Origin of the sequence: Burkholderia aenigmatica (assembly GCF_048627025.1) — a bacterium.
Taxonomy (GTDB): domain Bacteria; phylum Pseudomonadota; class Gammaproteobacteria; order Burkholderiales; family Burkholderiaceae; genus Burkholderia; species Burkholderia aenigmatica.
The window spans coordinates 2,120,727-2,145,917 of the sequence record NZ_CP184468.1 but is presented as its reverse complement, the minus strand read 5'-3'; the positions used below and the strand labels follow the sequence as shown (position 1 = coordinate 2,145,917).

24 protein-coding genes are annotated in these 25,191 nt (G+C 66.6%); 11 read left to right on the top strand and 13 right to left on the bottom strand.

From position 1 onward, the window contains the following. Positions 1 to 30 precede the first annotated feature (30 nt). The 9 genes from ACN8ZM_RS10020 to ACN8ZM_RS09980 all read right to left on the bottom strand — a co-directional run bounded on the left by ACN8ZM_RS10020 (position 31) and on the right by ACN8ZM_RS09980 (position 8,383). Positions 31 to 492 carry a peroxiredoxin gene (locus ACN8ZM_RS10020; RefSeq protein ID WP_006756046.1) on the bottom strand — a complete coding sequence of 154 codons (462 nt, stop codon included), beginning with the start codon at positions 490 to 492 and terminating at the stop codon, positions 31 to 33. Between the two features lie 114 nt (positions 493 to 606). Then, on the bottom strand, positions 607 to 1,503 hold the full coding sequence (locus ACN8ZM_RS10015) for a polysaccharide deacetylase family protein (RefSeq protein ID WP_043188182.1): 897 nt from the start codon (positions 1,501 to 1,503) through the stop codon (positions 607 to 609). A gap of 13 nt (positions 1,504 to 1,516) precedes the next feature. Next, a complete protein-coding gene (locus ACN8ZM_RS10010; protein WP_051890217.1) occupies positions 1,517 to 2,572 on the bottom strand; it encodes a bifunctional UDP-4-keto-pentose/UDP-xylose synthase in 1,056 nt (351 codons plus the stop codon). Continuing rightward, complete coding sequence (locus ACN8ZM_RS10005) at positions 2,569 to 3,516, bottom strand: formyltransferase (protein WP_043188183.1); 948 nt, start codon at positions 3,514 to 3,516, stop codon at positions 2,569 to 2,571. Before ACN8ZM_RS10005 ends, ACN8ZM_RS10010 begins: the two co-directional genes overlap by 4 nt. Continuing rightward, a complete protein-coding gene (locus tag ACN8ZM_RS10000; RefSeq protein WP_420209909.1) occupies positions 3,513 to 4,535 on the bottom strand; it encodes a glycosyltransferase in 1,023 nt (340 codons plus the stop codon). The genes ACN8ZM_RS10005 and ACN8ZM_RS10000 overlap by 4 nt, the downstream gene beginning before the upstream one ends. Positions 4,536 to 4,541: 6 nt before the next feature. After that, positions 4,542 to 5,693, bottom strand: a complete 1,152-nt coding sequence (locus ACN8ZM_RS09995) for a DegT/DnrJ/EryC1/StrS family aminotransferase (protein ID WP_043188188.1) — start codon at positions 5,691 to 5,693, stop codon at positions 4,542 to 4,544. A gap of 129 nt (positions 5,694 to 5,822) precedes the next feature. After that, positions 5,823 to 6,194 carry an SMR family transporter gene (locus ACN8ZM_RS09990; protein ID WP_059464372.1) on the bottom strand — a complete coding sequence of 124 codons (372 nt, stop codon included), beginning with the start codon at positions 6,192 to 6,194 and terminating at the stop codon, positions 5,823 to 5,825. A 13-nt stretch (positions 6,195 to 6,207) separates the two neighbouring features. Next, positions 6,208 to 7,884: a glycosyltransferase family 39 protein gene (locus ACN8ZM_RS09985; RefSeq protein ID WP_089450629.1), complete on the bottom strand. Its 1,677-nt coding sequence runs from the start codon at positions 7,882 to 7,884 to the stop codon at positions 6,208 to 6,210. A 124-nt stretch (positions 7,885 to 8,008) separates the two neighbouring features. Beyond that, positions 8,009 to 8,383, bottom strand: a complete 375-nt coding sequence (locus ACN8ZM_RS09980; RefSeq protein ID WP_043188192.1) for an Mth938-like domain-containing protein — start codon at positions 8,381 to 8,383, stop codon at positions 8,009 to 8,011. A 315-nt stretch (positions 8,384 to 8,698) separates the two neighbouring features. Between ACN8ZM_RS09980 and ACN8ZM_RS09975 the strand changes: the two genes are divergently transcribed. From ACN8ZM_RS09975 to ACN8ZM_RS09950, 6 genes are all read left to right on the top strand, one after another. Next, positions 8,699 to 9,937 carry a pyridoxal phosphate-dependent aminotransferase gene (locus ACN8ZM_RS09975; protein ID WP_043188194.1) on the top strand — a complete coding sequence of 413 codons (1,239 nt, stop codon included), beginning with the start codon at positions 8,699 to 8,701 and terminating at the stop codon, positions 9,935 to 9,937. A gap of 50 nt (positions 9,938 to 9,987) precedes the next feature. Further along, positions 9,988 to 11,316, top strand: coding sequence for a homoserine dehydrogenase (locus tag ACN8ZM_RS09970; RefSeq protein WP_043188196.1), 1,329 nt, complete (start codon positions 9,988 to 9,990; stop codon positions 11,314 to 11,316). 12 nt (positions 11,317 to 11,328) lie between these two features. After that, positions 11,329 to 12,780: a threonine synthase gene (gene thrC, locus ACN8ZM_RS09965; protein WP_420209908.1), complete on the top strand. Its 1,452-nt coding sequence runs from the start codon at positions 11,329 to 11,331 to the stop codon at positions 12,778 to 12,780. A 243-nt stretch (positions 12,781 to 13,023) separates the two neighbouring features. After that, positions 13,024 to 14,271 (top strand): gephyrin-like molybdotransferase Glp, encoded by a 1,248-nt coding sequence (gene glp, locus ACN8ZM_RS09960; protein WP_301770393.1) that lies wholly within the window; start codon positions 13,024 to 13,026, stop codon positions 14,269 to 14,271. Positions 14,272 to 14,290: 19 nt separating this feature from the next. After that, positions 14,291 to 14,548 (top strand): molybdopterin converting factor subunit 1, encoded by a 258-nt coding sequence (gene moaD / locus ACN8ZM_RS09955; RefSeq protein WP_011352296.1) that lies wholly within the window; start codon positions 14,291 to 14,293, stop codon positions 14,546 to 14,548. A gap of 10 nt (positions 14,549 to 14,558) precedes the next feature. After that, positions 14,559 to 15,035, top strand: coding sequence for a molybdenum cofactor biosynthesis protein MoaE (locus tag ACN8ZM_RS09950; protein WP_043188206.1), 477 nt, complete (start codon positions 14,559 to 14,561; stop codon positions 15,033 to 15,035). Positions 15,036 to 15,101: 66 nt separating this feature from the next. On the opposite strand, the gene ACN8ZM_RS09945 is transcribed toward ACN8ZM_RS09950, so the two are convergent. Further along, positions 15,102 to 15,662 carry a group III truncated hemoglobin gene (locus tag ACN8ZM_RS09945; RefSeq protein WP_205823703.1) on the bottom strand — a complete coding sequence of 187 codons (561 nt, stop codon included), beginning with the start codon at positions 15,660 to 15,662 and terminating at the stop codon, positions 15,102 to 15,104. A gap of 251 nt (positions 15,663 to 15,913) precedes the next feature. On the opposite strand from ACN8ZM_RS09945, the gene ACN8ZM_RS09940 reads away from it, so the two are divergent. Together ACN8ZM_RS09940 and clpB are read left to right on the top strand one after the other, a co-directional pair. Beyond that, positions 15,914 to 16,423 carry an Rrf2 family transcriptional regulator gene (locus tag ACN8ZM_RS09940; protein WP_420209907.1) on the top strand — a complete coding sequence of 170 codons (510 nt, stop codon included), beginning with the start codon at positions 15,914 to 15,916 and terminating at the stop codon, positions 16,421 to 16,423. Between the two features lie 157 nt (positions 16,424 to 16,580). Beyond that, entirely contained in the window at positions 16,581 to 19,178 is a 2,598-nt protein-coding gene (clpB, locus tag ACN8ZM_RS09935) for an ATP-dependent chaperone ClpB (RefSeq protein ID WP_043188212.1), read from the top strand. A gap of 103 nt (positions 19,179 to 19,281) precedes the next feature. Here clpB and ACN8ZM_RS09930 read toward each other — a convergent pair whose 3' ends face one another. Continuing rightward, a complete protein-coding gene (locus ACN8ZM_RS09930) occupies positions 19,282 to 19,719 on the bottom strand; it encodes a YidB family protein (protein WP_043188214.1) in 438 nt (145 codons plus the stop codon). An 88-nt stretch (positions 19,720 to 19,807) separates the two neighbouring features. Continuing rightward, positions 19,808 to 20,419, bottom strand: a complete 612-nt coding sequence (locus ACN8ZM_RS09925) for a ComEA family DNA-binding protein (RefSeq protein ID WP_420209906.1) — start codon at positions 20,417 to 20,419, stop codon at positions 19,808 to 19,810. Positions 20,420 to 20,705: 286 nt separating this feature from the next. On the opposite strand from ACN8ZM_RS09925, the gene ACN8ZM_RS09920 reads away from it, so the two are divergent. Further along, entirely contained in the window at positions 20,706 to 21,167 is a 462-nt protein-coding gene (locus tag ACN8ZM_RS09920; protein WP_420209905.1) for a MerR family transcriptional regulator, read from the top strand. Continuing rightward, on the top strand, positions 21,151 to 21,600 hold the full coding sequence (locus tag ACN8ZM_RS09915) for a carboxymuconolactone decarboxylase family protein (RefSeq protein ID WP_301770396.1): 450 nt from the start codon (positions 21,151 to 21,153) through the stop codon (positions 21,598 to 21,600). The genes ACN8ZM_RS09920 and ACN8ZM_RS09915 overlap by 17 nt, the downstream gene beginning before the upstream one ends. Positions 21,601 to 21,623: 23 nt before the next feature. Here the strand turns inward: ACN8ZM_RS09915 and ACN8ZM_RS09910 are convergent, their stop codons facing one another. Then, positions 21,624 to 23,540: a sigma-54-dependent Fis family transcriptional regulator gene (locus ACN8ZM_RS09910; RefSeq protein WP_205823705.1), complete on the bottom strand. Its 1,917-nt coding sequence runs from the start codon at positions 23,538 to 23,540 to the stop codon at positions 21,624 to 21,626. A gap of 536 nt (positions 23,541 to 24,076) precedes the next feature. Here ACN8ZM_RS09910 and ACN8ZM_RS09905 point away from each other — a divergent pair. After that, positions 24,077 to 25,135 carry an ATP-NAD kinase family protein gene (locus ACN8ZM_RS09905; protein WP_175025746.1) on the top strand — a complete coding sequence of 353 codons (1,059 nt, stop codon included), beginning with the start codon at positions 24,077 to 24,079 and terminating at the stop codon, positions 25,133 to 25,135. The last annotated feature ends 56 nt before the right edge of the window (positions 25,136 to 25,191 follow it).

Here is a 25,191-nt window from a genome sequence, read left to right as displayed (position 1 = left end):
GGCATTCATTGCGGCCCAATATAACGCGCCTCAAAGCGCTTGTACAGCACTTAGCACGTCGTCCACATGACCCGGTACCTTGATGCCGCGCCATGCCTGGCGAAGCACGCCGTCGGCGTCGATCAGGAACGTGGAACGCTCGATTCCGCGTACTTCCTTGCCATACATTTTCTTCATCTTGATGACATCGAACAGCGCGCACAGCGCTTCGTCGGCATCGGAAATCAGCGGGAACGGCAGTTCGAGCTTTGCCTTGAAATTGTCATGCGAGCGCAGGCTGTCGCGCGACACGCCGATGACTTCCGCACCGGCTTTCTTGAACTTCGGATAGAGATCGCGGAACTGCAGCCCTTCGGTCGTGCAGCCCGGCGTGTTGTCCTTCGGATAGAAGTACAGCACGAGCTTCTTGCCCTTCAGGTCGGACAGCGAAATGTCGCCGCCCGTGGCCGGTGCGGTGAAATCGGGAACTTGACGGTCAACTTCGACGGACACGTGTTTCTCCTGTTGTTATGGAGGCGCACAGCCGCCGCGATGCGTGCGGGTGGCGCGCGGCGGCAACTGTGCGGGAAGGTCTGGAGAGCGGCGCCGGCGTGCGCCTGGACGAACTCAGTCGGGCTGGACGATCAGTTCGCCGGAGCGGCCGGGGATTTCGCCCCACGTGACAGGGTACGATGGCAGCGAGTCGCGGTCCAGCGTCGCGTGATAGTCGCCCATCGTCGCAAACGTGTGGCCTTGCGCACGCCAGCCGGCGAGCAGTTGCTCGAACACGGGCGCGAGCTTCTGGCCTTCCAGTTCCGCATGCAGCGTGAACACCTGGTCGTGCGGATTGGTTTCGGTGAACTTGAGGATGTGCGCGGCGACGTTGTGCGTGTCGACGCCGTCGATGCCGAGCACTTCGTCGAGCGTCGGCAGCGTGGTGGGCATCTGCACGTGCGACAGCGTGCGGCCATCGACGACCGGCAGGTACGGCGAGTGGCCGCGACCATCGGACGCATAGCGCATCCCCCAGGCGTCGATCTGCTCGAATGCGGAATCGTTCATCTGCCAGCCCGCTGCGCCGTGCGTGACGGGCGGCGCACCGAAGATATCGATGAAGCGCGCGTGACTCTTCTGCATTTCTCGCGCGGTCCAGTCGCGGTCGCGCACGCGGACGTTGTCCTGCCAGTACACGTGATCCCACGTGTGGATCCCGCATTCGAAGCCGGCTTCGTGAATCGCGCGCATGTCGGCGATCGCACGGCGGCCGATGTCGGGGCCCGGCAGCAGCACGCCGTACATCAGCTGCTTCACGCCGTAGTGCTCGACCACCGACGTGCGCGACACTTTCTTCAGGAAGCCGGGGCGGAACACGCGCCGCAGCGCCCAGCCCGTGTGATCCGGGCCGAGGCTGAAGAGGAAGGTCGCGCGCGCACTGAAACGGTCGAAGATGCGCGCGAGGTTCGGCACGCCTTCGCGCGTGCCGCGCAGCGTGTCGACGTCGATCTTGAGGACGATACGAGCCAAGCGAGCGTCCCGATCAGCCTTGCTGTTCGACGAGCGCGCGCGCGTCGGCGACGTGGCCGCGATACGCTTCGAAGATGTTGCGCAGTGCGTCGTCGAACGTCGCTTGCGGCGCCCAGCTGAGTTCCTGCATCGTGTTCTCGATCTTCGGCACGCGGTTCTGCACGTCCTGGTAGCCGTTGCCGTAGTAGGCGCCGGACGTCGTCTCGACGAGCTTCACCTGCTTGGCCGAATCGGCGTACTCCGGGAATTCGGCCGCCAGTTCGAGCATCTTGTGCGCGAGTTCGCGAACCGAGAAATTGTTCTTCGGATTCCCGATGTTGTAGATCTTGCCCGACGCGACGCCGTCCTTGTTCTCGATGATCTTCATCAGCGCGCTGATGCCGTCGCCGATGTCGGTGAACGCGCGCTTCTGCGAGCCGCCGTCGACGAGGCTGATGTTCTCGCCGCGCACGATGTGGCCGAGGAACTGCGTGACCACGCGCGAGCTGCCTTCCTTCGGCGTGTAGATCGAGTCGAGGCCCGGGCCGATCCAGTTGAACGGGCGGAACAGCGTGAAGTTCAGGCCTTCCATCCCGTAACCCCAGATCACGCGGTCCATCAGCTGCTTCGAGCACGCGTAGATCCAGCGCGGCTTGTTGATCGGGCCGTAGGTGAGGGCCGATGCATCCGGGTCGAACTGCTCGTCCGAGCACATGCCGTAGACCTCGGAGGTCGACGGGAACACGAGGTGCTTGCCGTACTTGACGGCGGAACGCACGATCGGCAGGTTCGCCTCGAAGTCGAGTTCGAACACGCGCAGCGGCTGCTGGACGTAGGTGGCGGGCGTCGCGATCGCGACGAGCGGCAGGATCACGTCGCACTTCTTCACGTGATACTCGACCCACTCCTTGTTGATCGTGATGTCGCCTTCGAAGAAATGCATCCGCTCGTGGTTGACGAGGTCACCCAGTCGATCGGTCTGCATGTCCATGCCGAACACTTCCCAATCGGTGGTTTCAAGAATGCGCTTGGACAGGTGATGGCCGATGAAGCCGTTCACACCCAGGATCAGGACTTTTTTTGCTTTCATGAATGACGGGAAGAATGAATGAACTGCGCGAATTCCGCGGGCGTCACGACGGTTTCGCTGCCGTCGCGCTGCTGCCACAGCTCGAGAATGGATAGGGCGCGGCTGTCGCCGCAGACGCCGAATAGCGCATTATCGCTTACGTGCAGGCCGGGCGGCAAATCCGCCGCGGCGGCGGCGGCCGCGCTGCCGGGTGCCGCGAGGCGCGCGCGCGCGATCACGAAACGCGTGCCGTCGACGTCCGTGAACGCGCCCGGATACGGGGGCGCGACCGCGCGCACCAGGTTATAGACCTGCGCGGCCGGCTTCGACCAGTCGACGCGGCCATCCTCGGGCTTGCGTCCGCCGTAGTAGCTGCCGGTTGCGAGATCGTTCGGCAGGTGCGGCGCCTCGCCTGCGAGCAGTGCGGGCAGGACGCGCCAGAGCGTCTGTTCGGCGGCTACCGTGACCTTGTCGAACACCTGCGTGGCCGTGTCGTCCGGCAGGATCGGCACCGCGGTTTGTCCGATGATTGCACCCGCGTCGGGCTTGGCGGCCATCTCGTGCAGCGTCGCGCCGGTTTCGGTTTCGCCGTTCAGCACCGCCCAGTTGGTCGGTACCCGACCCCGGTATTTCGGCAGCATCGAACCATGCATGTTGTACGCACCGCGCGGTGCGATCGCGAGCAGGTCCACCGGCAGCATGTGCCGGTAATAGAACGAGAAGATGAAGTCGGGCTGCGCGTCGGATACCGCGCGGCGCAGCGCCGGATCGGCGGGATCGGCCGGCGTGACGACCGGAATCCCGTGCTCGGCGGCGACGGACGCGACACTGCCGAACCAGATGTTCTCGTTCGGGTTGTCCTCGTGCGTGACGACGAGTGCGACGTCGACACCGCGCGCGAGCAGCACCTGCAGGCACCGCACGCCGACGTTGTGATAGGCGAAGACGACTGCGCGTGGCTTCATTGCGTGGCCTCCGAGCGGTTTGCGCCGGCCGGCACCGCCGGCACGCCGTCGTGCTGTTCGAGCACGGCCTGGATCAGGTAGCGCGGCCGCGCGCGCACCTGCTGGTAGATGCGGCCGACGTATTCGCCGAGCAGGCCGAGCGCGAAGATGATCACGCCGAGCAGGAAGAACGTGATGGCGAACAGCGTGAACACGCCTTGCACTTCCGCGCCGACGATGAAGCGGCGCACGAGCAGCAGCACGAACAGCGCGGCGGAGCCGATCGACAGGATCACGCCGATGAACGACAGCCACTGCAGCGGCACGACCGAGAAGCCCGTCACGAGGTCGAAGTTCAGCCGGATCAGGCTGTACAGCGAGTACTTCGACTCGCCGGCGAAACGCTCCTCGTGCGCGACCTCGATCTCGGTCGGGTTCTGCGCGAACGTATACGCGAGTGCGGGGATGAACGTGTTGACTTCGCCGCACACGTTGATCGTGTCGATGATGCGGCGGCTGTACGCGCGCAGCATGCAGCCCTGGTCGGTCATCTTGATGCGCGTGATGCGCTCGCGCAGACGGTTCATCATCTGCGACGCCTTGCGCCGCCACAGGCTGTCCTGGCGCTGCTTGCGGATCGAGCCGACGTAGTCGTAGCCCTCGCGCATCTTCGCGATCAGCTTGCCGATTTCCTCGGGCGGGTTCTGCAGGTCGGCATCGAGCGTGATGACAATCTCGCCGCGCGATTGCGCGAAGCCGGCGAGGATCGCCATGTGCTGGCCGTAGTTGCCGTTGAGCAGCACGATGCGCGTCGTGTCGGGCCGTACGTGGAACTGATCGGCGAGCATCGCGGCCGAGCGGTCGCGGCTGCCGTCGTTGATCAGGATCACTTCGTACGATGTGTCGAGTGCGTCGAGCGCCGGATACAGCCGCGCGAACAGCGCAGCGAGGCCGTCTTCCTCGTTGTACACGGGGATGATGATCGATACTTCGGGCTGCCCGGCGACCGGATGCCCGGCGCGTGCTTCAAGGTGACTCATGTACGCTTATTTTCCGTATTGTTCGCAAATCTGGTTGATGGCGTCGACCACGCGACGCACGTCGCCTTCCGTCATCTGCGTGAAGAGCGGCAGCGTGACGGTCGACGCGCCGTACCGTTCGGCGTGGGGGAACATGCCCTCCTTGAAGCCGCGCGCACGGTACAGCGTGAAAAGATGGATCGCCGGGTAGTGGATGCCGGTGCCGATGCCGCGTTCCTTCAGCTGCGCCATGAACTCGGCGCGCGAGATCGTCAGCCGTTCGAGCGGGAGCGTGATCAGGAACATGTGCCAGTTGCCGTTCTCGAATTCGGCGATCGGCAGGCCGACGCCGAGCTTCACGGCCGCACTGCCGTCGAACGCGGCGAAATACGCGCGCGCGAGCGCGCGGCGCTGCGCGGTGAAGCGCTCGAGGTGGGGCAACTGGCCGAGGCCGACGCGCGCCGCGACGTCGGTCAGGTTGTACTTGCCGCCGAGCACGTCGCAGTCCATCCCGTCGAAGCCGGTGCGCGTGATGCCCTGCAGCCGGTACTTCTGCGCGAGCGTCGCTTCTTCCTCGTTGTTCAGCACGAGGGCGCCGCCTTCGATCGTCGTCAGGTTCTTGTTCGCGTGGAAGCTGAACGACACGATGTCGCCGATCGCGCCGATGCGCTTGCCGTTCCACGTCGAGCCGAACGCCTGCGCCGCATCCTCGATCACGCGCAGCTTGTGCGCGCGCGCGATCGCGTACAGGCGGTCCATGTCGACCGGCAGGCCGGACAGGAACACGGGGATGATCGCCTTCGTGCGCGGCGTGATCGCCTGCTCGAGCTTGTCGAGGTCGATGTTGCGCGTGACGGGGTCGATGTCGGCGAACACGGGCGTCGCGCCGGTTTCGATGATCACGTTGCTGGTCGAGACCCACGACGCCGGCGTCGTGATCACCTCGTCGCCGGCACCGACGCCCGCGATGCGCAGGCCGATCTCGAGCGTGCAGGTGCCCGAGTTGAACGCGCGGACCGGACGGCCGCCGCAGTACTCGGACAGCGCCGCTTCGAATTTCTGGCTCTGCGGGCCGGTGGTGATCCAGCCCGAGCGCAGCACTTCGACGACGCCCTGGATGGTTTCCTCATCGATCTCGGGGCGGGTGAACGGCAGAAACGGAGCGGTAGTCTGGCTCATGTACGCTTTGGCCTGTAATGGCGTGTAATAAAAGGGTCGGGCGGTCCCGGCCGAAACCGGCATTAGACACCGGTTGGCGGAATCGCACCGTGATTTTTTGTAGGCGGACGCTTAACGCGGCGGCCTTGCTCAGCTTCGCGCGAGGACCAGCACGCCGATCAGGATGATGCCGATGCCGATGAGCCGCTGGACCGACAGCACTTCGCCGAACAGGTACCAGGCGGCGAACGCGTTGACGACGTAGCCGAGCGACAGCATCGGGTACGCGATCGACACGTCGACCCGCGACAGCCCGAGGATCCAGACCACGACGCTCAGCACGTAGCAGCCGAGGCCGCCGATGATCGGCAATTGGGTCGCGATCTTCAGGCCGACCGGGATGATGTTCGCACGGCTGAATTCGAAGTGTCCAACGGCGTTGACGCCGGCTTTCAGCAGAAGTTGCGCACAGGCGTTGAGCATCACGCCAGTGATGATGCAGACGAACGAAACGGGATTCATGCGGCGGGCGTCCTTACGATTGCGGTTTCTCGACGATCACGCGGCGGTTGTCGCGCGCAACGACGCGCATCGGCACGCCTTGCTTGACCAGGGTGTCGTACTGGCCGGGCGACATGATCGCGAGTGCATGGGTTTCCTGCTTCCAGCGCGTGATCCACTCGTCGACGGTCGGAATCCACTTGTTCGGCTCCATCGAGATCCCGAACGCGAGCTCGTCCTGGCGCTGGACCATGATCGTCGTGTGGCCCATATAGAACGGGAACGTGTGGTCGAGCATCTCGATCGAGTAGAACGGCGTGTCGGCCGGCAGCTTCGCGAGTTCGGCGCGTACCGCGGGCGCGAGCAGCGCGCCCGAGCTGTAGCGGCCGAACTCGTCGTGGCCGGTACCGCCGATCGTGCCGAACGCGAACCAGGCGGCGCCGAACGCGACGAGCGCGGCGGCCACGCTCGCGCGGCGGTTCAGCCACGCGGCCGCGAGCGTCAGGGCGGCCGCGATCGCGAGGCCCGCGTACAGCCACATCTGGAACGCGCGGTACAGCGCGTTCGGCGTGCGGGCGTCGCCCTGGTACGCGAGCGCGATGATCCCGAACGCCGCGACGACGAAGAAAACGAGATAGCCGAGCAGATGGCGGCGGAACCGGTCGGCGCTCATCAGCGGCAGGTACGCGCCGATGATCAGCGCGAGCGCCGGCGCGACCGGCAGCACGTACGAGATCAGCTTCGAATGCGACGCGCTGAAGAACAGGAAGATGAATGCGCTCCAGATCAGCAGCACGAGCATCGGCGAGAAGCCGTTCGGCTGGCGCGGCATCCGCAGCGCATGGCGGATGCTCTGCCACGCGACCGACAGCCACGGCAGGAAGCCGACCAGCAACACGGGCACGAAGTAGTAGAGCGGGCCCGGGCGGTTCTGTTCCGGGGTCAGATACCGGCGGAACTGCTGGACGATGAAGAAGAAGTTGAAGAACTCGGGGTTGCGCTGCTGGACGAGCACGAACCACGGCGTGACGATCGCGAAGAAGATCACGAGGCCGCTCACCAGGTACAGGCGCTTCCACAGCGCCCAGTCGCGCGCGATCAGCGTGTAGAGCACCAGCACGGCGCCCGGCAGGATCAGGCCGACGAGGCCCTTCGACAGCACCGCGAACGCCATCGCGGCCCAGCATGCCCACATCCAGCCGCGCGCCGCGGCCGGGCGCAGCCCGGGCCGCTGCGCGAGCAGCAGCGAGCACAGCGACAGCGTCATCCAGAACGCCAGCCCCATGTCGAGCGCGTTGAAGTGGCCCATCAGGTTCCAGTACGGCGACGACGCGAGCACGACGGCCGCGAGGAAGCCCGACAGCGGGTTGAACAGGCGCGCGCCGGTGAAGCCGATCAGCAGGATGCCGGCGAAGCTGGCGACGGCCGTGTAGAGGCGGGCCTGCCATTCGCCGATGCCGAACCACGCGAACGTGAGCGCGTTCATCCAGGTCTGCAGCGGCGGCTTCTCGAAGTACTTGTAGCCGTTGTAGCGCGGCGTGATCCAGTCGCCGGTGACGAACATCTCGCGCGCCATTTCCGCGTAGCGGCCCTCGTCGCTCGGGATCAGGTGGCGCAGCCCGAGCGGCGCGAACCAGACGATCGCGAGCGCGATGACGAGGAGGACGAGCGTGATGCGATTGAGCGGTAGCCTCGACGGCGTATCGTTCATGGATTTTCAGCCTGTTGGTTATTGTGACGGGCCGCCGGCGGGTTGCGCCGGGGGCGGGCGGCCTGGCCGGGCCGATCCGGGGGATCGACCCGCTGCGCCGGCCCGAGTTTTACCGCATCGGGGATTAACGTTCAATTAAGAGCGCGGCGGCGACTTTGCGGCCTTCGGCCATCAGGATGTTGTAGGTGCGGCAGGCGGCCTGGAAATCCATCGTCTCGACGCCGATCCGCTTCGCGGTGAGCGCCGCGACGAGCCGCGGGTGCGGGAAGCGCAGCCGCGCGCCGCTGCCGAAGATCACGAGTTCGGGCGTCGGGTCGAGCAGCATCGCGAAATGCTCGGGCGCGAGCGCGTCGAACGACGACACGGGCCATACCTGGACCGGCGCGCCGGGCAGTACGATGACGCTCGTTTCATGGCGTTCGAGATTGACGTCGACATAATCGGGGCCGTAGCCGGTGACGGTGTTGAGCGCGCCGCTCGCGTCCTGGTGCAGTTTCAAATCGGTATTCCGCGGTTCCGTAGGGGAATGTGGTGCAGGGCCACACGGGCCCGGATGGCCGGTTTCGCTTGCCTGAGCACGCGGGACGCCTGACGGCGCGGCCCCGGCGCGGCTATGGTGCATTGCGAAAGTCAGCCAAAATCCGCTAAATTATAACTTTTTGGTCGCCCCCGGGCGCCACTTGCGTCGCGCGTCGCCACAAGCCGCGCCCGACCGCCCGCTTTTTCCCAGTCTAGACAGCGCGCACAGACCGGCCGCTTTCCAGTTTTGATCCCGTCCCCCCGGCCGCAAGGCCAACCCAGGAACCGTGTCGTCGTGAAACCGATTCAGAAGTCGAACAAGCTGCTCAACGTCTGCTACGACATCCGTGGCCCGGTGCTCGAGCACGCGAAGCGCCTCGAGGAAGAAGGCCACCGCATCATCAAGCTGAACATCGGCAACCTCGCGCCGTTCGGTTTCGACGCGCCGGACGAGATCATCCAGGACATGATCCGCAACCTGCCGACGTCGTCCGGCTATTCGGATTCGAAGGGCGTGTTCTCGGCGCGCAAGGCCGTGATGCATTACACGCAGGAAAAGGGCGTCGTGGGCGTCGGCCTCGACGACATCTACATCGGCAACGGCGCGTCCGAGCTGATCGTGATGGCGACCCAGGCGCTCCTGAACGACGGCGACGAAGTGCTGCTGCCCGCGCCCGACTACCCGCTGTGGACGGCGGCGGTCAGCCTGTCGGGCGGCACGCCGGTGCATTACATCTGCGACGAGCAGAACGCGTGGATGCCCGATCTCGACGACATCCGCCGCAAGATCACGCCGAACACGAAGGCGATCGTCGTGATCAACCCGAACAACCCGACGGGCGCACTTTATTCAGACGAATTGCTGCTCGAACTGCTCGCAATCGCGCGCCAGCACGGGCTGATCGTGTTCGCCGACGAGGTGTACGACAAGATCGTCTACGACGGCCTCGAGCACACGGCGCTGGGCTCGCTGTCGGAGGACGTGATCACCGTCACGTTCAACAGCCTGTCGAAGAGCTATCGCTCGTGCGGCTACCGCGCGGGCTGGATGGCTGTGTCGGGCCTGGGCGGCGACAACCGCCGGCACGCGAAGGACTACCTCGAGGGGCTCGGCATCCTGTCGTCGATGCGCCTGTGCGCGAACGTGCCCGGGCAGTTCGCGATCCAGACGGCGCTCGGCGGCTACCAGAGCATCAACGAGCTGATCGTGCCGAGCGGGCGCCTGTACAAGCAGCGCGAACTCGCGTATGACATGCTCACGTCGATCCCGGGCGTGACCTGCGTGAAGCCGCAGGCCGCGCTGTACATGTTCCCGCGCCTCGACCCGAAGCTTTATCCGATCCAGAACGACCAGCAGTTCATTCTCGACCTGCTGCTCGAGGAGCGCGTATTGCTCGTGCAGGGCACGGGCTTCAACTGGACGACGCCGGACCACTTCCGCGTGGTCTTCCTGCCGAACCTCGACGATCTGACCGATTCGATCAACCGGATCGCACGCTTCCTCGACGGCTATCGCAAGCGCCATACGGCGTAAGCGGCAGCCCGGACGAAACCTATTCTTTTTACTCATCGATCACACGCAGCATGGAACCGATCAAAGTTGGCCTGTTGGGCTTCGGCACGGTAGGCAGCGGCACCTTCACGGTGCTGGGCCGCAACCAGGAAGAAATCAAGCGACGCGCGGGGCGCGGCATCGAGGTGACGCGCATTGCGGTGCGCAACCCGGCCAAGGCGCTGGCTGCGCTCGGCGGCGACGCCGGCGCCGCGCAGATCACCGACGATTTCAACGCAGTCGTCGATGATCCGTCGATCGCAATCGTCGCCGAGATGATCGGCGGCACGGGCATCGCGCGCGAGCTCGTGCTGCGCGCGATCGCGAACGGCAAGCACGTCGTGACGGCCAACAAGGCGTTGCTCGCGGTGCACGGCACCGAGATCTTCGAGGCCGCGCGCGCGAAGGGCGTGATGGTCGCGTTCGAAGCGGCCGTCGCCGGCGGCATCCCGATCATCAAGGCGCTGCGCGAAGGCCTGACCGCGAACCGCATCCAGTACATCGCGGGCATCATCAACGGCACGACCAACTACATCCTGTCGGAAATGCGCGACCGCGGGCTCGACTTCGCGACCGCGCTGAAGGCCGCGCAGGAGCTCGGCTACGCGGAAGCCGATCCGACCTTCGACATCGAAGGCGTCGACGCCGCGCACAAGGCGACGATCATGAGCGCGATCGCGTTCGGCGTGCCGGTGCAGTTCGACCGCGCGTACGTCGAGGGCATCAGCAAGCTCGACGCGACCGACATCCGCTACGCGGAAGAGCTCGGCTACCGGATCAAGCTGCTCGGCATCACGCGCCGTGCCGAAAACGGCATCGAGCTGCGTGTGCACCCGACGCTGATCCCGGAGAAGCGCCTGCTCGCGAACGTCGAGGGTGCGATGAACGCGGTCGTCGTGCACGGCGACGCGGTCGGCACGACGCTGTACTACGGCAAGGGCGCGGGCGCGGAGCCGACCGCATCGGCCGTGGTCGCGGATCTCGTCGACGTCACGCGCCTGCACACGGCGGACCCCGAGCACCGCGTGCCGCATCTCGCGTTCCAGCCCGACAGCCTGTCGAACACGCCGATCCTGCCGATCGAGGAAGTGACGAGCGGCTATTACCTGCGCCTGCGCGTCGCCGACCAGACCGGCGTGCTGGCCGACATCACGCGCATCCTTGCTGCGTCGGGCATCTCGATCGACGCGCTGCTGCAGAAGGAATCGGAGCAGGTCGACGACGCGAACGGCGAAACCGACATCATCCTGATCACGCACGTCACGCTCGAGAAGAACGTGAATGCGGCGATCGCGCAAATCGAGAGCCTCGAGACGGTGGTATCGAAGGTGACGAAGCTGCGCATGGAAGCGCTGAACTGAGCTGAGGACGACATGAACTACATCTCCACGCGCGGCGCCGGCATCGGCGAGCGCCACACGTTCTCCGACATCCTGCTCGGCGGTCTCGCGAAGGACGGCGGGCTCTACCTGCCGACCGAGTATCCGCAGGTGTCCGCCGAGGAGCTCGCACGCTGGCGCACGCTGTCGTACGCGGATCTCGCGTTCGAGATCCTGTCGAAGTTCTGCGACGACGTGCCGGCCGACGACCTGCGCGCGATCACGCGCCGCACGTACACGGCCGACGTGTACAGCAACACGCGCCACGGCGAGAACGCAGCCGACATCACGCCGCTGAAGACGCTCGGTACCGAAAACGGCGCGCCGATCTCGCTGCTCGAACTGTCGAACGGCCCGACGCTCGCGTTCAAGGACATGGCGATGCAGCTGCTCGGCAACCTGTTCGAGTACACGCTCGCGAAGCACGGGCAAACGCTGAACATTCTCGGCGCGACGTCCGGCGACACCGGCAGCGCGGCCGAATACGCGATGCGCGGCAAGGCCGGCGTGCGCGTGTTCATGCTGTCGCCGCACAAGAAGATGAGCGCGTTCCAGACGGCGCAGATGTTCAGCCTGCAGGATCCGAACATCTTCAATCTCGCGGTCGAAGGTGTGTTCGACGATTGCCAGGACATCGTCAAGGCCGTGTCGAACGATCACGCGTTCAAGGCGCAGCAGAAGATCGGTACGGTCAACTCGATCAACTGGGCGCGCGTCGTCGCGCAGGTCGTGTACTACTTCAAGGGTTACTTCGCAGCGACCCAATCCAATGACGAGCGCGTGTCGTTCACGGTGCCGTCGGGCAACTTCGGCAACGTCTGCGCGGGCCACATCGCGCGGATGATGGGGCTGCCGATCGCGAAGCTGGTGGTCGCGACCAACGAAAACGACGTGCTCGACGAGTTCTTCCGCACCGGCGCATACCGCGTGCGCAGCGCCGAGAACACCTATCACACGAGCAGCCCGAGCATGGACATCTCGAAGGCATCGAACTTCGAGCGCTTCGTGTTCGACCTGCTCGGTCGCGATCCGGCGCGCGTGATGCAGCTGTTCCGCGACGTCGAGGAGAAGGGCGGTTTCGATCTCGCGGCGAGCGGCGATTTCGCGCGCGTCGCCGAGTTCGGCTTCGTGTCGGGCCGCAGCAGCCACACCGACCGCATCGCGACGATCCGCGACGTGTTCTCGCACTACGACACGATGATCGATACGCACACGGCCGACGGCGTGAAGGTCGCGCGCGAGCATCTCGACGCAGGCGTGCCGATGGTCGTGCTCGAGACGGCGCAGCCGATCAAGTTCGGCGAGACGATCCGCGAAGCGCTCGATCGCGAAGCCGAGCGTCCGGCTGCATTCGACGGGCTCGAGGCGCTGCCGCAGCGCTTCGAGGTCGTGAAGGCCGACGCGCAGCAGGTGAAGGACTTCATCGCTGCCCATACGGGCGCATGACGCACGGCCGGGCCGCGGGCCCGGCTGCGCAGGACGGCCGGAATGCCGATTCGTCGAACGGATCGGGGTTCCGGCCGTTTCGTTTGGTCACTGCCGCACGATTGCCGCCGTACCGCGCGCGAAACAAGTGCCAGACCCGCGCGTTCGCGCGAATCACAGTTTCCGCATGTCCGCCATATCGCGCGCCCGCGCGACGGCGTCGCTACAATGACGTATTGCCTCCCACGATCCCCGATTCCATCGATGTCGAACCCGAATCCCGCGGCGCCGCGCGCGCCGATGCTGTCGACCGCCGAGGCGCTCGCCGCGCTGCTCGAGGCCGCGAAGCCGTTGCCCGGCACCGAAACCGTCGCCACGCTCGACGCGCTCGGCCGCGTGCTGGCGGCCGATGTGAGCTCGCCGCTCGACGTGCCGCCGATGCATACGAGTGCGATGGACGGCTATGCAGTGCGCGTCGCCGACCTGCTGCATGGCGAGCGGCGCTTGCCGGTGTCGCAGCGTATTCCGGCCGGGCATCCGGCCGCGCCGCTCGCAGCCGGTACGGCCGCACGGATCTTCACCGGCGCGACGGTGCCGCCCGGCGCCGACGCCGTCGTGATGCAGGAGCAGGCGTCGGCCGACGGCGATGCGGTCGAGATCCTGCACACGCCGAAGGCCGGCGAATGGATCACCGCGCAGGGCGCGGATATCCGGCAGGGCTCGGTGATCCTGCCGGCCGGTACGCGGCTCACGCCGCAGGCGCTCGGCCTGGCCGCATCGGTCGGCTGTGCGCAGTTGCCGGTCGCGCGGCGGATTCGCGTCGCGGTGTTCTTCACCGGCGACGAGTTGACGATGCCGGGCGAGCCGCTGAAGCCCGGCGCGATCTACAACTCGAACCGCTTCACGCTGCGCGGGCTGCTGGAGCGGCTCGGCTGCCACGTGACCGACTACGGGATCGTGCCCGATTCGCTCGCCGCGACGCGCGACACGCTGCGCGAGGCCGTACGCGATCACGACGTGATCCTGACGAGCGGCGGCGTGTCGGTCGGCGATGAGGATCACGTGAAGCCGGCCGTCGAGGCCGAAGGGCGGCTCGCGCTGTGGCAGATCGCGATGAAGCCAGGCAAGCCGCTTGCATACGGCGCGGTGCGCCGCGGCGATGAACGCCCCGATGCGCATTTCATCGGGTTGCCCGGCAACCCGGTGTCGAGCTTCGTCACGTTCCTGCTGTTCGTGCGACCGTTCCTGCTGCGCCTGTCCGGCGTGCGCGACGTTGCGCCGCGCGCGCTGTCGCTGCGCGCCGACTTCTCGCAGAGCAAGGGCGACCGGCGCAACGAATTCCTGCGTGCGCGCGTGAACGCGGCGGGCGGCCTCGACCTGTTCCCGAACCAGAGCTCGGCGGTGCTGACGTCGACGGTGTGGGGCGACGGCCTGATCGACAATCCGCCGCAGCACGCGATCAGCGCCGGCGAGACCGTGCGTTTCATTCCGTTTTCCGAACTGCTGTCGTAACCCGGCGGCTTCCCGAACCATGAAGATTCAGCTGAAATTTTTTGCAAGCGTGCGCGAAGCACTGGGTGTTGCCGACGAACAGGCCGACGTGCCGGACAGCGTCACGACCGTGGGCGACGTGCGCGCGTGGCTGCGCGTGCGCGGCGGTGCGTGGGCCGAGACGCTCGCGGAAGGGCGCGCCCTGCGCATGGCGTGCAATCACGAGATGACCGATCCCGACACGCGGCTCACCGAGGGCTGCGAAGTCGCGTTCTTTCCGCCGGTGACGGGCGGTTGAGGCACCGGCGATGGCAACGGTACGAATCCAGACCGACGACTTCGACCTGAACGCCGAAGTCGCGGCATTGCGCGCGCGCAACCCGAAGATCGGCGCGGTCGCGTGCTTCGTCGGCACGGTGCGCGACCTGAACGAAGGCGATTCGGTGGCCGCGATGGAGCTCGAGCACTATCCGGGAATGACCGAGAAGGCGCTCGAGAAGATCGCCGCCGAGGCCGGCCGGCGCTGGCCGGGCATCGACGTCGCGATCGTGCATCGGGTCGGCAGGCTTTTGCCGCTCGACCAGATCGTGATGGTTGCGACGGTTGCGTCGCACCGCGGCGATGCGTTCGCGTCGTGCGAGTTCGTGATGGACTACCTGAAGACCGAAGCGCCGTTCTGGAAGAAGGAAACCACGCCGGATGGCGAGCGCTGGGTCGATGCGCGCAGCACCGACGATGCCGCGCTCGCGCGCTGGGGCATCGAATCGGGCAACACGCGGCGCTGAGCGTGGCGCCTGCGTCGTGCGGCGAGATGCCACATGCGCGCAAGGGTCGCGCGTGGCGGCTACCCGTTACGCGTCCGGGTCGGTGCTGCGCCCGATGATCTTCGTCGGAAACGGCTCGCCGCGGGCACGCGACGGCAACGCGTGCGGATCGTCGCCCGCGTCGCGACGGCGCGGCGCGATCGCGTCGAGCAGCGCCTGCTGCTCGGGCGGAATCTGGTAGTCCCAGCCGAACCGGCTCAACTGCAGGCTCTGCGCGATCCGCAGCGCGGGTTCCATGAAGCGGATCGCCGCGGGCGGCGCGTAGCGCGCCTCGACGGTCTTCAGGAACAGCGACAGCCAGCGGCTGAAATGGGTCGGCTCGATCCCGTCGAGCGGCTGGTGCGCCTGCTGCACGTTGCCGCGATAGCCCTTGGTGCCGAGCACGAGGCTCGACCAGAACGTGACCATCTTCGGCAGGTGGTCGTCCCAGCGGCCGGCCAGCTTCGCGTCGAACACGGGCCCGAGCAGCGGATCGGCGCGTACGCGGTCGTAGAACGCGTAGACGAGATCGCGAATGTTCTCTTCGGTCGGCTCGGTGTCGCGAGGGCGGGCCGGTGCGGTATCGGGCGAGGCGGGCAGGACGGTCATGGCAAAAGGGCCGGGAGAGAGGGGCAACGACGGGGTGGCGGCGCGGGCATCGTGGAGGACGCCGGCCGGATTTTGACGCAAAATAGCGTCCAGCACCCCCTGAAAAACGTGTAGATGTCATGAATCTTATTGCGCGCGCGCCATCCCGGCAACCCGGGGCCGCGGAACAGGGCCACTAGTCGGCCCCGTGCGCATCCCGATCGGCCCGGCTCACGTAATCGGGGCATGATCGATCTTTTCCGTATTCGCCCATGAGACTCACCGACTACACCGACTATTCGCTTCGCGTGATGCTGTACCTTGCCGTGCGCGGCGATGGACTCGCGACGATCCAGGAGATCTCGGATGCCTACGGCATCTCGAAGAACCATCTGATGAAAGTCGTGCAGCAGCTCGGCGAGCTCGGATGGGTCGACACCGTTCGCGGCCGCAACGGCGGGCTGCGACTGTTCCCCGAATCGCTGCAACTGACCGTCGGCCAGGTCGTGCGCGAAACCGAGAACGATTTCGCGCTGGTCGGCTGCTTCGCGGCCGAGGGCGAGTCGCGTGGCTGCGTGATCGAGCCGCAGTGCCGCCTGAAGGGTGTGCTGGCGGCCGCGCGCGATGCGTTCTTCGCCGAACTCGACCGTCACACGCTCGGCGAGCTGGTCGAACACGCTGAGCCGCTCGTCGCATTGCTCGGCATCCGTCCGGCCGTGCGCGTGCGTGTCGTGACGGAAGACGCGGCCGCATCCATCGAGCCGCCGTCGACGGCGGGCTGACAAGCACGCGCCGAGCGTTGCGATCCGGCCGTGGCCCGTCCCCGGGCCGCTTCAGGGACATCCATCGATTTTTGCGCTGAATCAACCCGAATTTCGCTTGAAAGCCGCATAACCATCCTCATCTTGGTGTTAATCGAAAATTGGAGGTCTCGACTAAATGAGAATCGACAAGCTCACCACCAAGTTCCAGGAAGCACTCGCGGACGCGCAAAGCCTCGCGGCAGGCCGCGACAATCAATACATCGAACCCGTTCACGTTCTCGCGGCGCTGGTCGCGCAGCAGGACGGCTCCGCCCGCTCGCTGATGTCGCGCGCGGGCGTTCACATTCAGGCGCTGCAAGGCGCGCTGAACGAGGCCATCTCGCGCCTGCCGCAAGTGACGGGCACGGGTGGCGACATCCAGATCGGCCGTGAGCTGGCCGGGCTGCTGAACCAGGCCGACAAGGAAGCGCAGAAGCTCAACGACACGTTCATCGCGAGCGAGATGTTCCTGCTCGCCGTGTCCGACGACAAGGGCGACGCCGGCAAGCTCGCGCGCCAGCACGGCCTCACGCGCAAGGCGCTGGAAGCCGCGATCGCCGCCGTGCGCGGCGGCTCGCAGGTGCACAGCCAGGACGCGGAAAGCCAGCGCGAGGCGCTGAAGAAATACACCGTCGACCTGACCGAGCGCGCCCGTGCGGGCAAGCTCGATCCGGTGATCGGCCGCGACGACGAAATCCGCCGGTCGATCCAGATCCTGCAGCGCCGCACCAAGAACAACCCGGTGCTGATCGGCGAGCCGGGCGTCGGCAAGACCGCGATCGTCGAAGGGCTCGCGCAGCGGATCGTCAACGGCGAAGTGCCCGAGACGCTGAAGGGCAAGCGCGTGCTGTCGCTCGACATGGCCGCACTGCTCGCAGGCGCGAAGTATCGCGGTGAATTCGAGGAGCGCCTGAAGGCGGTGCTCAACGACATCGCGAAGGACGAAGGCCAGACGATCGTCTTCATCGACGAAATCCACACGATGGTCGGCGCGGGCAAGGCCGAAGGCGCGATGGATGCGGGCAACATGCTGAAGCCGGCGCTGTCGCGCGGCGAGCTGCACTGCATCGGCGCGACCACGCTCGACGAATACCGCAAGTACATCGAGAAGGATGCTGCGCTCGAACGCCGCTTCCAGAAGGTGCTCGTCGACGAGCCGAGCGTCGAGGCGACGATTGCGATCCTGCGCGGGCTGCAGGAGAAGTACGAACTGCACCACGGCGTCGACATCACCGACCCGGCGATCGTCGCCGCGGCCGAGCTGTCGCACCGCTACATCACGGATCGTTTCCTGCCCGACAAGGCCATCGACCTGATCGACGAAGCCGCTTCGAAGATCAAGATGGAAATCGATTCGAAGCCCGAAGAGATGGACAAGCTCGACCGTCGTCTGATCCAGCTGAAGATCGAGCGCGAAGCCGTGAAGAAGGAGCAGGACGAAGCGTCGCAGAAGCGCCTGCAGCTGATCGAGGAAGAGATCGACCGCCTCGGCCGCGAATATGCGGACCTCGAGGAGATCTGGACCGCCGAGAAGGCCGCGGTGCAGGGTAGCGCGCAGCTCAAGGAAGAAATCGAGAAGGTGCGTGCGGACATCGCGCGGCTGCAGCGTGACGGCAAGCTGGAGAAGGTTGCCGAGTTGCAGTACGGCAAGCTGCCGCAGCTCGAGGCGCAACTGAAGCAGGTCACGCAGGCCGAAGAGCAGGAGCAGCACAACCCGACGCGTCCGCGCCTGCTGCGCACGCAGGTCGGCGCCGAGGAAATCGCGGAAGTCGTGTCGCGTTCGACCGGGATCCCGGTGTCGCGGATGATGCAGGGCGAACGCGAGAAGCTGCTGCACATCGAGGAAAAGCTGCATGAGCGCGTGGTCGGCCAGCACGAGGCGATCAGTGCGGTGGCCGATGCGATCCGCCGTTCGCGTGCGGGTCTCGCCGATCCGAACCGTCCGTACGGCTCGTTCCTGTTCCTCGGCCCGACGGGGGTCGGCAAGACCGAGCTGTGCAAGGCGCTGGCGTCGTTCCTGTTCGATTCGGAAGAGCACCTGATCCGCATCGACATGAGCGAGTTCATGGAGAAGCACAGCGTCGCGCGGCTGATCGGCGCGCCGCCGGGCTATGTCGGCTACGAGGAAGGCGGCTACCTGACGGAAGCCGTGCGCCGCAAGCCGTACAGCGTGATCCTGCTCGACGAGATCGAGAAGGCGCATCCGGACGTGTTCAACGTGCTGCTGCAGGTGCTCGACGACGGCCGCATGACGGACGGGCAGGGGCGCACGGTCGACTTCAAGAACACGGTGATCGTGATGACGTCGAACCTCGGCTCGCAGGTGATCCAGGCGATGACGGGTGCGCCGCAGGAAGAGATCAAGGACGCAGTGTGGCTCGAGGTGAAGCAGCATTTCCGCCCCGAGTTCCTGAACCGGATCGACGACGTCGTCGTGTTCCATGCGCTCGACCGCAGCAACATCGAGTCGATCGCGAAGATCCAGCTCGCACGCCTGCACGAACGGCTCGCGAAGCTCGACATGGCGCTCGACGTGTCGGAAGCAGCGCTCGAACAGATCGGCAAGGTCGGCTACGATCCGCTGTTCGGTGCGCGTCCGCTGAAGCGCGCGATCCAGCAGGAGATCGAGAACCCGGTCGCGAAGCTCATCCTCGCGGGCCGCTTCGGTCCGAAGGACGTGATTCCGGTCGACGTCCACGACGGCAAGTTCGTGTTCGACCGCGTCGTTCACTGATCGCAGGCCATTGGCCGCCGCCCGGTTCGCACCGGGCGCGCAAAAACAAACACCCCGCCTCGGCGGGGTGTTTGCTTATGGAGCGTCGCAACGACGCGGCGCGTCAGCCCTGCTTGTTGCCGCCGAACATGCCGGCGATCTGCGACAGCGAGCCGAGCACGTTCGACGGGTCGACCTGCGCCTGGCCGTCGGCCGGCACCGCGCCGTCCGGCGTCGCGTGGTTGACGACGTGCGGCAGCACCTGCGCGAGCACGGTCGAGGCCATCGACGGATCGACACCGAACTTGCTCGCGAGCGCACCGATCGCGTCCGAGCCGAGCACGTTCTGCAGTGCGTCCGGCGAGATCGGCTGGTTCTGGCCGTTGCCGACCCACGAGCCGATGATGTCGCCGGCGCCGCCAGCCTTGAACTTCTCGATCAGGCCGTTCAGGCCGCCCGGCTGGTTGTTGATGAATTCGAGCGCGGTCGTGATCAGCGCGCTTTGCGAGTTGCCGCCGGCCTGGCCGCCGATCAGACCGCCAACGATGTCGAGGAGACCCATGGTTCTTCACCTTTACTGAAAAGGGCGCCACGCAGCGGGCGCCCGTTGAACGAATGCCGCGCGCACGCCGTCGCGCGCGCGGCGCATATCAGGCGCCCGACGCCGCGGCGGCGGAGGCTGCCTTGTCCTTCTTGCTTTTCTTCTTGGAACCCTTCGTCGCTTTCGTCGACGATGCTGTGGCCGGTGCGCTCGCACCCGCATCGGCGGATGCCGCCGCTGCTGCGGCCGCTTTTTCCTTCTTCGTCATGCGCTTGGCCTTGGCCGGCTTTGCCGCCGCATCCGGCGCGCTTGCCGCCGGTGCGGGTGCGGTGGCCGTCGTGCCGGCCGTCGCGGTCGTGGACGTCGACGCGGTGCCTGCCGACGTCGTGGCCGACGTGGTCGCCGACGTCGTCGCGGCCGGCTTCGACAGCTTCACGCCCTTCGGCGGCGTCGACGAGCCGCCGATCGTCAGACCGTTTTCTTCGAGATGCCCGACCGACTTCGTGCCGAGGCCCTTGACGCGGTTCGCGAGATCGTCCGCGTCCTTGAACGGGCCGTTCTTGGTGCGTTCGTCGATGATCGCCTTCGACTTCACGGGCCCGAGACCCTTCACGGATTCGAGCGTGGCCTGGTCAGCCGAGTTGACTTCGACGGCCGCGGCGAGGCCTGCGGCGAGCGACAGCGATAGCGCGACGAACAGCATCAGCAGCTTCTTCAGCATGGCAAAGGCTCCCTGGTTCTGACGGATGAATGGCTGTTGCAACGGACGGCGGGACGAGGCGCGGCCGGGCGTCGCCGTTAAGCATAGGACAAATGCGTGCCCTTTTTAAGACAGGCTGACCGAATCTTGCTGAAGGCTTGCGGCGCTGTAAAGACCGAAACCCGCGCCGCGCGGCGATTTTGACCATTGTTTACGGTGTCGCAGGGGTGTCGCCGATGATCGTCGCACTGGCTGTTCGACAGGGCTTGACTTAGAGTGAACTCTAACTCCTAACCTTGTTCCTGCCATGTCGAAAACCGTATCCCAACCTTCCTCCGCCGGCCCGCTGACGATCGGCCAGGTCGCCGAAATGACCGGCCTGTCGACGCATACGCTGCGGTACTACGAGCAGGCGGGCCTGCTGCGCGCGATTTCGCGCACGGCGGCCGGGCACCGGCTCTATGCACCGGCCGACCTTGACTGGCTGGCCTTCGTGATGCGCCTGAAGGCGACCGGCATGCCGATCGCGCAGATGCAGGCATTCGCGGCGCTGCGCGCGCAAGGCGAGCCGACCTTCGGTGCGCGGCGCAGCCTGCTGGTCACGCATCGCGACGCGGTGCGCGCGCATATCGCGGAGCTGCAGGCGAGCCTCGACGTGATCAGCGACAAGATTGCGTACTACGAGGCACAGGAGCGGGATGCGGCGCGACGGGCGAAACCTTCTCACTCTCCCTCGGAACAGGACGGACACAATGGAACGACTCGTTGAAGACCGCTACACGCGCGGCTGGAACAAACTGAAGGAAATCGACGGCGAAGTGGGCGAGCGCGTGATCGCGGCCCTCGCGCCGATCGCGCCGGACTTCGGGCGGCTCCTGGTCGAATTCGGTTTCGGCGACATCTACAGCCGGCCGCAGCTCGACCTGAAAGCGCGCGAAATTGCGACGATCGCGGCGCTGGCCTCGCTCGGCAACGCGCAGCCGCAACTCAAAGTGCATATCGAGGCCGCGCTGAACGTCGGCTGCACGCGCGACGAGATCGTCGAGGTGTTCATGCAGATGGCCGTCTATGCAGGTTTTCCGGCCGCGCTCAACGCGCTGTTCGCCGCGCACGAGGTGTTCGTGCGGCGCGACGAAGCCGAAGCCGCCAGCAAGTCGGGTGACACCGCGAACGCGCGTGAAGCGGCGGCGCATGCGTCATGAGTGGTAGACGCGCCGGCGGCGCGTCACGCGCGGTGCGGCGCGACGATCCGGTGCTTCGCGATACGCCGGTACAGCGTCGCGCGCGAGATGCCGAGTGCCTGCGCGGCCGGGTCGGGCCGCCAGCGGTGCGCGGTGAGCGCCGCGACGATACGGCCGCGTTCGTCGTCGGGCAGCGCGCCGGGCGCCACGCCACCGAGTTGCGCGGCGATATCGGCCGGCAGGTCATGCCGCGTGACGCGTGCGGCGTCGCACACCGCGCACGCATAGCGCAGCACGTTGCGCAACTGCCGCACGTTGCCGGGCCACGGGTACGCGGCAAGCTGTTCGGCGAGCGTTGCATCGAGCGTCAGCACGTGGCCGGTGGCCTGCGCCTCCTCGGCGAACACGGCGGCAATCACGTCGCGCACGTCGGCGCGCTCGCGCAGCGGTGGCAGTTCGAACGTCGCGCCGCTCAGCCGGTAGTACAGATCCTCGCGGAACGTGCCGTCGGCCACCATCCGCGCGAGATCGCGGTGCGTCGCGCAAATCACGTCGAGATCGACGCGTACGGGCGTATCGCTGCCGAGCGGCACGACTTCGCCATCCGCGAGCACGCGCAACAGGCGGGTCTGCAGCGCGAGCGGCATGTCGCCGATTTCGTCGAGGAACAGCGTGCCGCCGTCGGCGAGTGCGATCTTGCCGCGCGCGCCGTGCTTGCGCGCGCCGGTGAACGCGCCGGCCGCATAGCCGAACAATTCGCTCTCGATCAGCGCTTCCGGTAGCGCGCCGCAGTTGACCGCGACGAACGGTCGCGCGCGCCGCGCCCCGGCGTCGTGGATCGCGCGCGCGAACACTTCCTTCCCCGCACCGGTTTCGCCGAGCACGAGAATCGGCAGCCGCTTGCTCGCGACCCGCAGCGCGAGTTCGGCCTGCTGCGCGATATGTGAGTCGCTGCTGTTCAGGAACGGTGTCAGCGCGCCGACGTGGCGTTGCGCGGTGCCCGGGCGGCGCGTGGCCGTGCCGGGTTCGCGGCCGATGCGCCGTAGCGGCGCACGCAGCCGCGCATAGAGCGGCGCGCCGGTCGCGCGCAGCCGCAGCGCGACGATCGCATCGAGCCGCGCGGCATCGCGCAGCGGCATCTCGGTCGCATCGAAGATCTCGTCGATATGGCGCGGTTCGCGCAGTGCCGGCAGCGCATCGCGCGCCTGCCGGTTCGCGGCGACGATATTGCCGCATTCGTCGAACGCGATCAGCCACTCCGGTTGCGCTTCGACGTAGTGACGATTCGGATGCCCGAACAGGATCCAGTGCTGCGCGGTGCTGTGCACGAAGTAGCCGTCCTCGATCAGTGCCGCGCTCTGCCGCACGAGCTGATAGACGAGACGCTGACTGTCGCGGCCGTCGGGCGAATGAACGGCCGACGCGTCGAGCACGCCGATCAGTTCGCCGCACGGCGAGAAGATCGGCGCCGCGCTGCAGGTGAGCGTCGTGAACGCCGCGCGAAAGTGATCGGTCTTGTGCACGGTGATCGGCGCGAGATCGGTCAGCACGTTCGCGACACCGCAGGTGCCTTCCTCGCTTTCCGACCAGCACGAGCCGATGTGCAGCCCCGCGTGGCGGAAGTCGTTGCGGCGCTCACGATCGATCCGGTAGTCGATCGTCACGCCGTGCGCATCGGTCAGCATCACGCAGTAGTCGGCGACGCGAATCATGTCGTGCAGCCGCGTCAGGCACTGGCCCGACGCGCGCAGGAAGGCTTCCTCCTTGTCGCGCACTTCGCGCAGCTCGGCCGCGGTCAGCACGCGCGGGCCGATCGACGAAGCGGGGTCGAGACGGTAGCGCTCCAGCGATCGTTGCCACGACGACACGAGGCGCGTGGAATCGGCCGGCGCGGGCAGGCGTCCGGCGAGCGCGCCGAGCACACGGTCGGCGTGCTGGGCCTGGGGGACGGCGTAGGGCATGGTCGGCTCCGGTTCCGTACGGCGGGGAATGCGATGTTCTTGTAGCACATCCCGCACGGCGGATCACATTGCATCGCAGCACGCGGCGGGCGTGAGACGTTCGTCTCACCGGTATCGCGGGCTGTCTCGTGTCGTTGAGACGCGCTCATCTGCGACAGGTGGCGGTCGTCCGGCATGACGCGGCATGCTCGGCGCCGCGATACCGCGGGGTTTGCAGGCGGAACGGTGCGCTTGCACCAGCGTCGCGGTGGTCGTTTGGTCGCATCGGCGATGTGAGACGAACAGGCCGAATTGCCGCGTGTTCCGTCCTTCCAGCATCGAATCAGGAACACCTGCATACCGGCTGCTCCAGCATTCACAAGGGTTTCACGTTCATCGCATGCACGATGGCACGCCGCTTGCAGAGATCACGGGCAAGTCGGCGCGGTCGCGTCGATGACGACGATCCGCCGCCCGGTGATGGCAGCGGACGAGACAGGCAGGACCGCGGCGCACGCCAATGCACCGCGGCCGGCCAACTGGATGGAGACGAACCCGTGACGACGCCCGTTACCGTCGGTGTGATCGCGAACCCCGCATCGGGGCGCGACATCCGCCGCCTCACGACGCATGCCTCCGTGTTTCCCACGGCCGAGAAGGCGAACATGATCGTGCGCCTGCTGGCCGGCCTCGGCGCGATGGGCGTCGAGCGCGTGCTGACGCTGCGCGACCGCACGGGCATTGCGACGCTGCTGCTGCGCGCGATCGACACGCATCGTGCGGTCGCGCCGCACGAGCGCTGGCCCGAGGTCGAATTCGTCGACCTGCCGATCACCGATACCGTCGCCGATACGCAGGCCGGTGCCGCGTACCTGCACCGGATGGAAGTCGCGCTGATCGTCGTGCTCGGCGGCGACGGCACCCATCGCGCGGTTGCCGCGCACTGCGGTGCGACACCGCTCGTCGCGCTGTCCACCGGCACCAACAACGCGTTTCCAGAACATCGCGAAGCCACCGTCGCGGGCGTCGCGGCAGGGCTCGCCGCGACCGGCGCCGTGCCGGCCGAAGTCGCGTTCACGCGCAACAAGCGGCTCGTCGTGCGCTGCGTGGCGGGCGCGCAGCCGGGGCGCGAGGAGATCGCGCTCGTCGACGTGTGCGCCGCGCGACAGCGCTTCATCGGTGCCCGCGCGATCTCGGGATCCGACGACATCGATTCGCTCTACCTGACGTTTGCGGAACCGGACGGGATCGGCCTGTCCGCGCTCGGCGGCGCGTGGGCGCCGCTCGAACGTAGCGCGCCGCACGGGCTCGCGATGCGCTTCGCGGCCGAAGGCAAGACGGCCGGCACGCCGCTCGTCGCGCCGATTGCGCCGGGCCGCGTCGATCGCGTCGTGATGCGCAGTTGCGAGCGGCTCGAGCCGGGCGCGTGGCAGACGATCCCGTTCGAGCGCGGCACGCTCGCGTTCGACGGCGAGCGCGAGATCGAAGTCGCGCGCGGCGATCGCTACGAGATCTCGCTCGACTGGCGTGGGCCGCTGACGGTCGACGTCGGCCGCACGCTGCGCTACGCGTCGTCACGCCAATTGCTGCGCGAGGCGGGCGAGTGGCGCTATTGAGACACCGTTTTACCGAGCGGCATTTCGGCATCCATAACGATCATCAAGGAGACATC

Excerpts from the sequence above, each read along its gene's own strand:
- ACN8ZM_RS10010 (WP_051890217.1), bottom strand. The coding sequence starts at position 2,572 with ATGAAAGCAAAAAAAGTCCTGATCCTGGGTGTGAACGGCTTCATCGGC.
- ACN8ZM_RS10005 (WP_043188183.1), bottom strand. The coding sequence starts at position 3,516 with ATGAAGCCACGCGCAGTCGTCTTCGCCTATCACAACGTCGGCGTGCGG.
- ACN8ZM_RS10000 (WP_420209909.1), bottom strand. The coding sequence starts at position 4,535 with ATGAGTCACCTTGAAGCACGCGCCGGGCATCCGGTCGCCGGGCAGCCC.
- ACN8ZM_RS09995 (WP_043188188.1), bottom strand. The coding sequence starts at position 5,693 with ATGAGCCAGACTACCGCTCCGTTTCTGCCGTTCACCCGCCCCGAGATC.
- ACN8ZM_RS09990 (WP_059464372.1), bottom strand. The coding sequence starts at position 6,194 with ATGAATCCCGTTTCGTTCGTCTGCATCATCACTGGCGTGATGCTCAAC.
- ACN8ZM_RS09985 (WP_089450629.1), bottom strand. The coding sequence starts at position 7,884 with ATGAACGATACGCCGTCGAGGCTACCGCTCAATCGCATCACGCTCGTC.
- ACN8ZM_RS09970 (WP_043188196.1), top strand. The coding sequence starts at position 9,988 with ATGGAACCGATCAAAGTTGGCCTGTTGGGCTTCGGCACGGTAGGCAGC.
- thrC (WP_420209908.1), top strand. The coding sequence starts at position 11,329 with ATGAACTACATCTCCACGCGCGGCGCCGGCATCGGCGAGCGCCACACG.
- glp (WP_301770393.1), top strand. The coding sequence starts at position 13,024 with ATGTCGAACCCGAATCCCGCGGCGCCGCGCGCGCCGATGCTGTCGACC.
- moaD (WP_011352296.1), top strand. The coding sequence starts at position 14,291 with ATGAAGATTCAGCTGAAATTTTTTGCAAGCGTGCGCGAAGCACTGGGT.
- ACN8ZM_RS09950 (WP_043188206.1), top strand. The coding sequence starts at position 14,559 with ATGGCAACGGTACGAATCCAGACCGACGACTTCGACCTGAACGCCGAA.
- ACN8ZM_RS09945 (WP_205823703.1), bottom strand. The coding sequence starts at position 15,662 with ATGACCGTCCTGCCCGCCTCGCCCGATACCGCACCGGCCCGCCCTCGC.
- ACN8ZM_RS09940 (WP_420209907.1), top strand. The coding sequence starts at position 15,914 with ATGAGACTCACCGACTACACCGACTATTCGCTTCGCGTGATGCTGTAC.
- clpB (WP_043188212.1), top strand. The coding sequence starts at position 16,581 with ATGAGAATCGACAAGCTCACCACCAAGTTCCAGGAAGCACTCGCGGAC.
- ACN8ZM_RS09930 (WP_043188214.1), bottom strand. The coding sequence starts at position 19,719 with ATGGGTCTCCTCGACATCGTTGGCGGTCTGATCGGCGGCCAGGCCGGC.
- ACN8ZM_RS09925 (WP_420209906.1), bottom strand. The coding sequence starts at position 20,419 with ATGCTGAAGAAGCTGCTGATGCTGTTCGTCGCGCTATCGCTGTCGCTC.
- ACN8ZM_RS09920 (WP_420209905.1), top strand. The coding sequence starts at position 20,706 with ATGTCGAAAACCGTATCCCAACCTTCCTCCGCCGGCCCGCTGACGATC.
- ACN8ZM_RS09915 (WP_301770396.1), top strand. The coding sequence starts at position 21,151 with ATGGAACGACTCGTTGAAGACCGCTACACGCGCGGCTGGAACAAACTG.
- ACN8ZM_RS09910 (WP_205823705.1), bottom strand. The coding sequence starts at position 23,540 with ATGCCCTACGCCGTCCCCCAGGCCCAGCACGCCGACCGTGTGCTCGGC.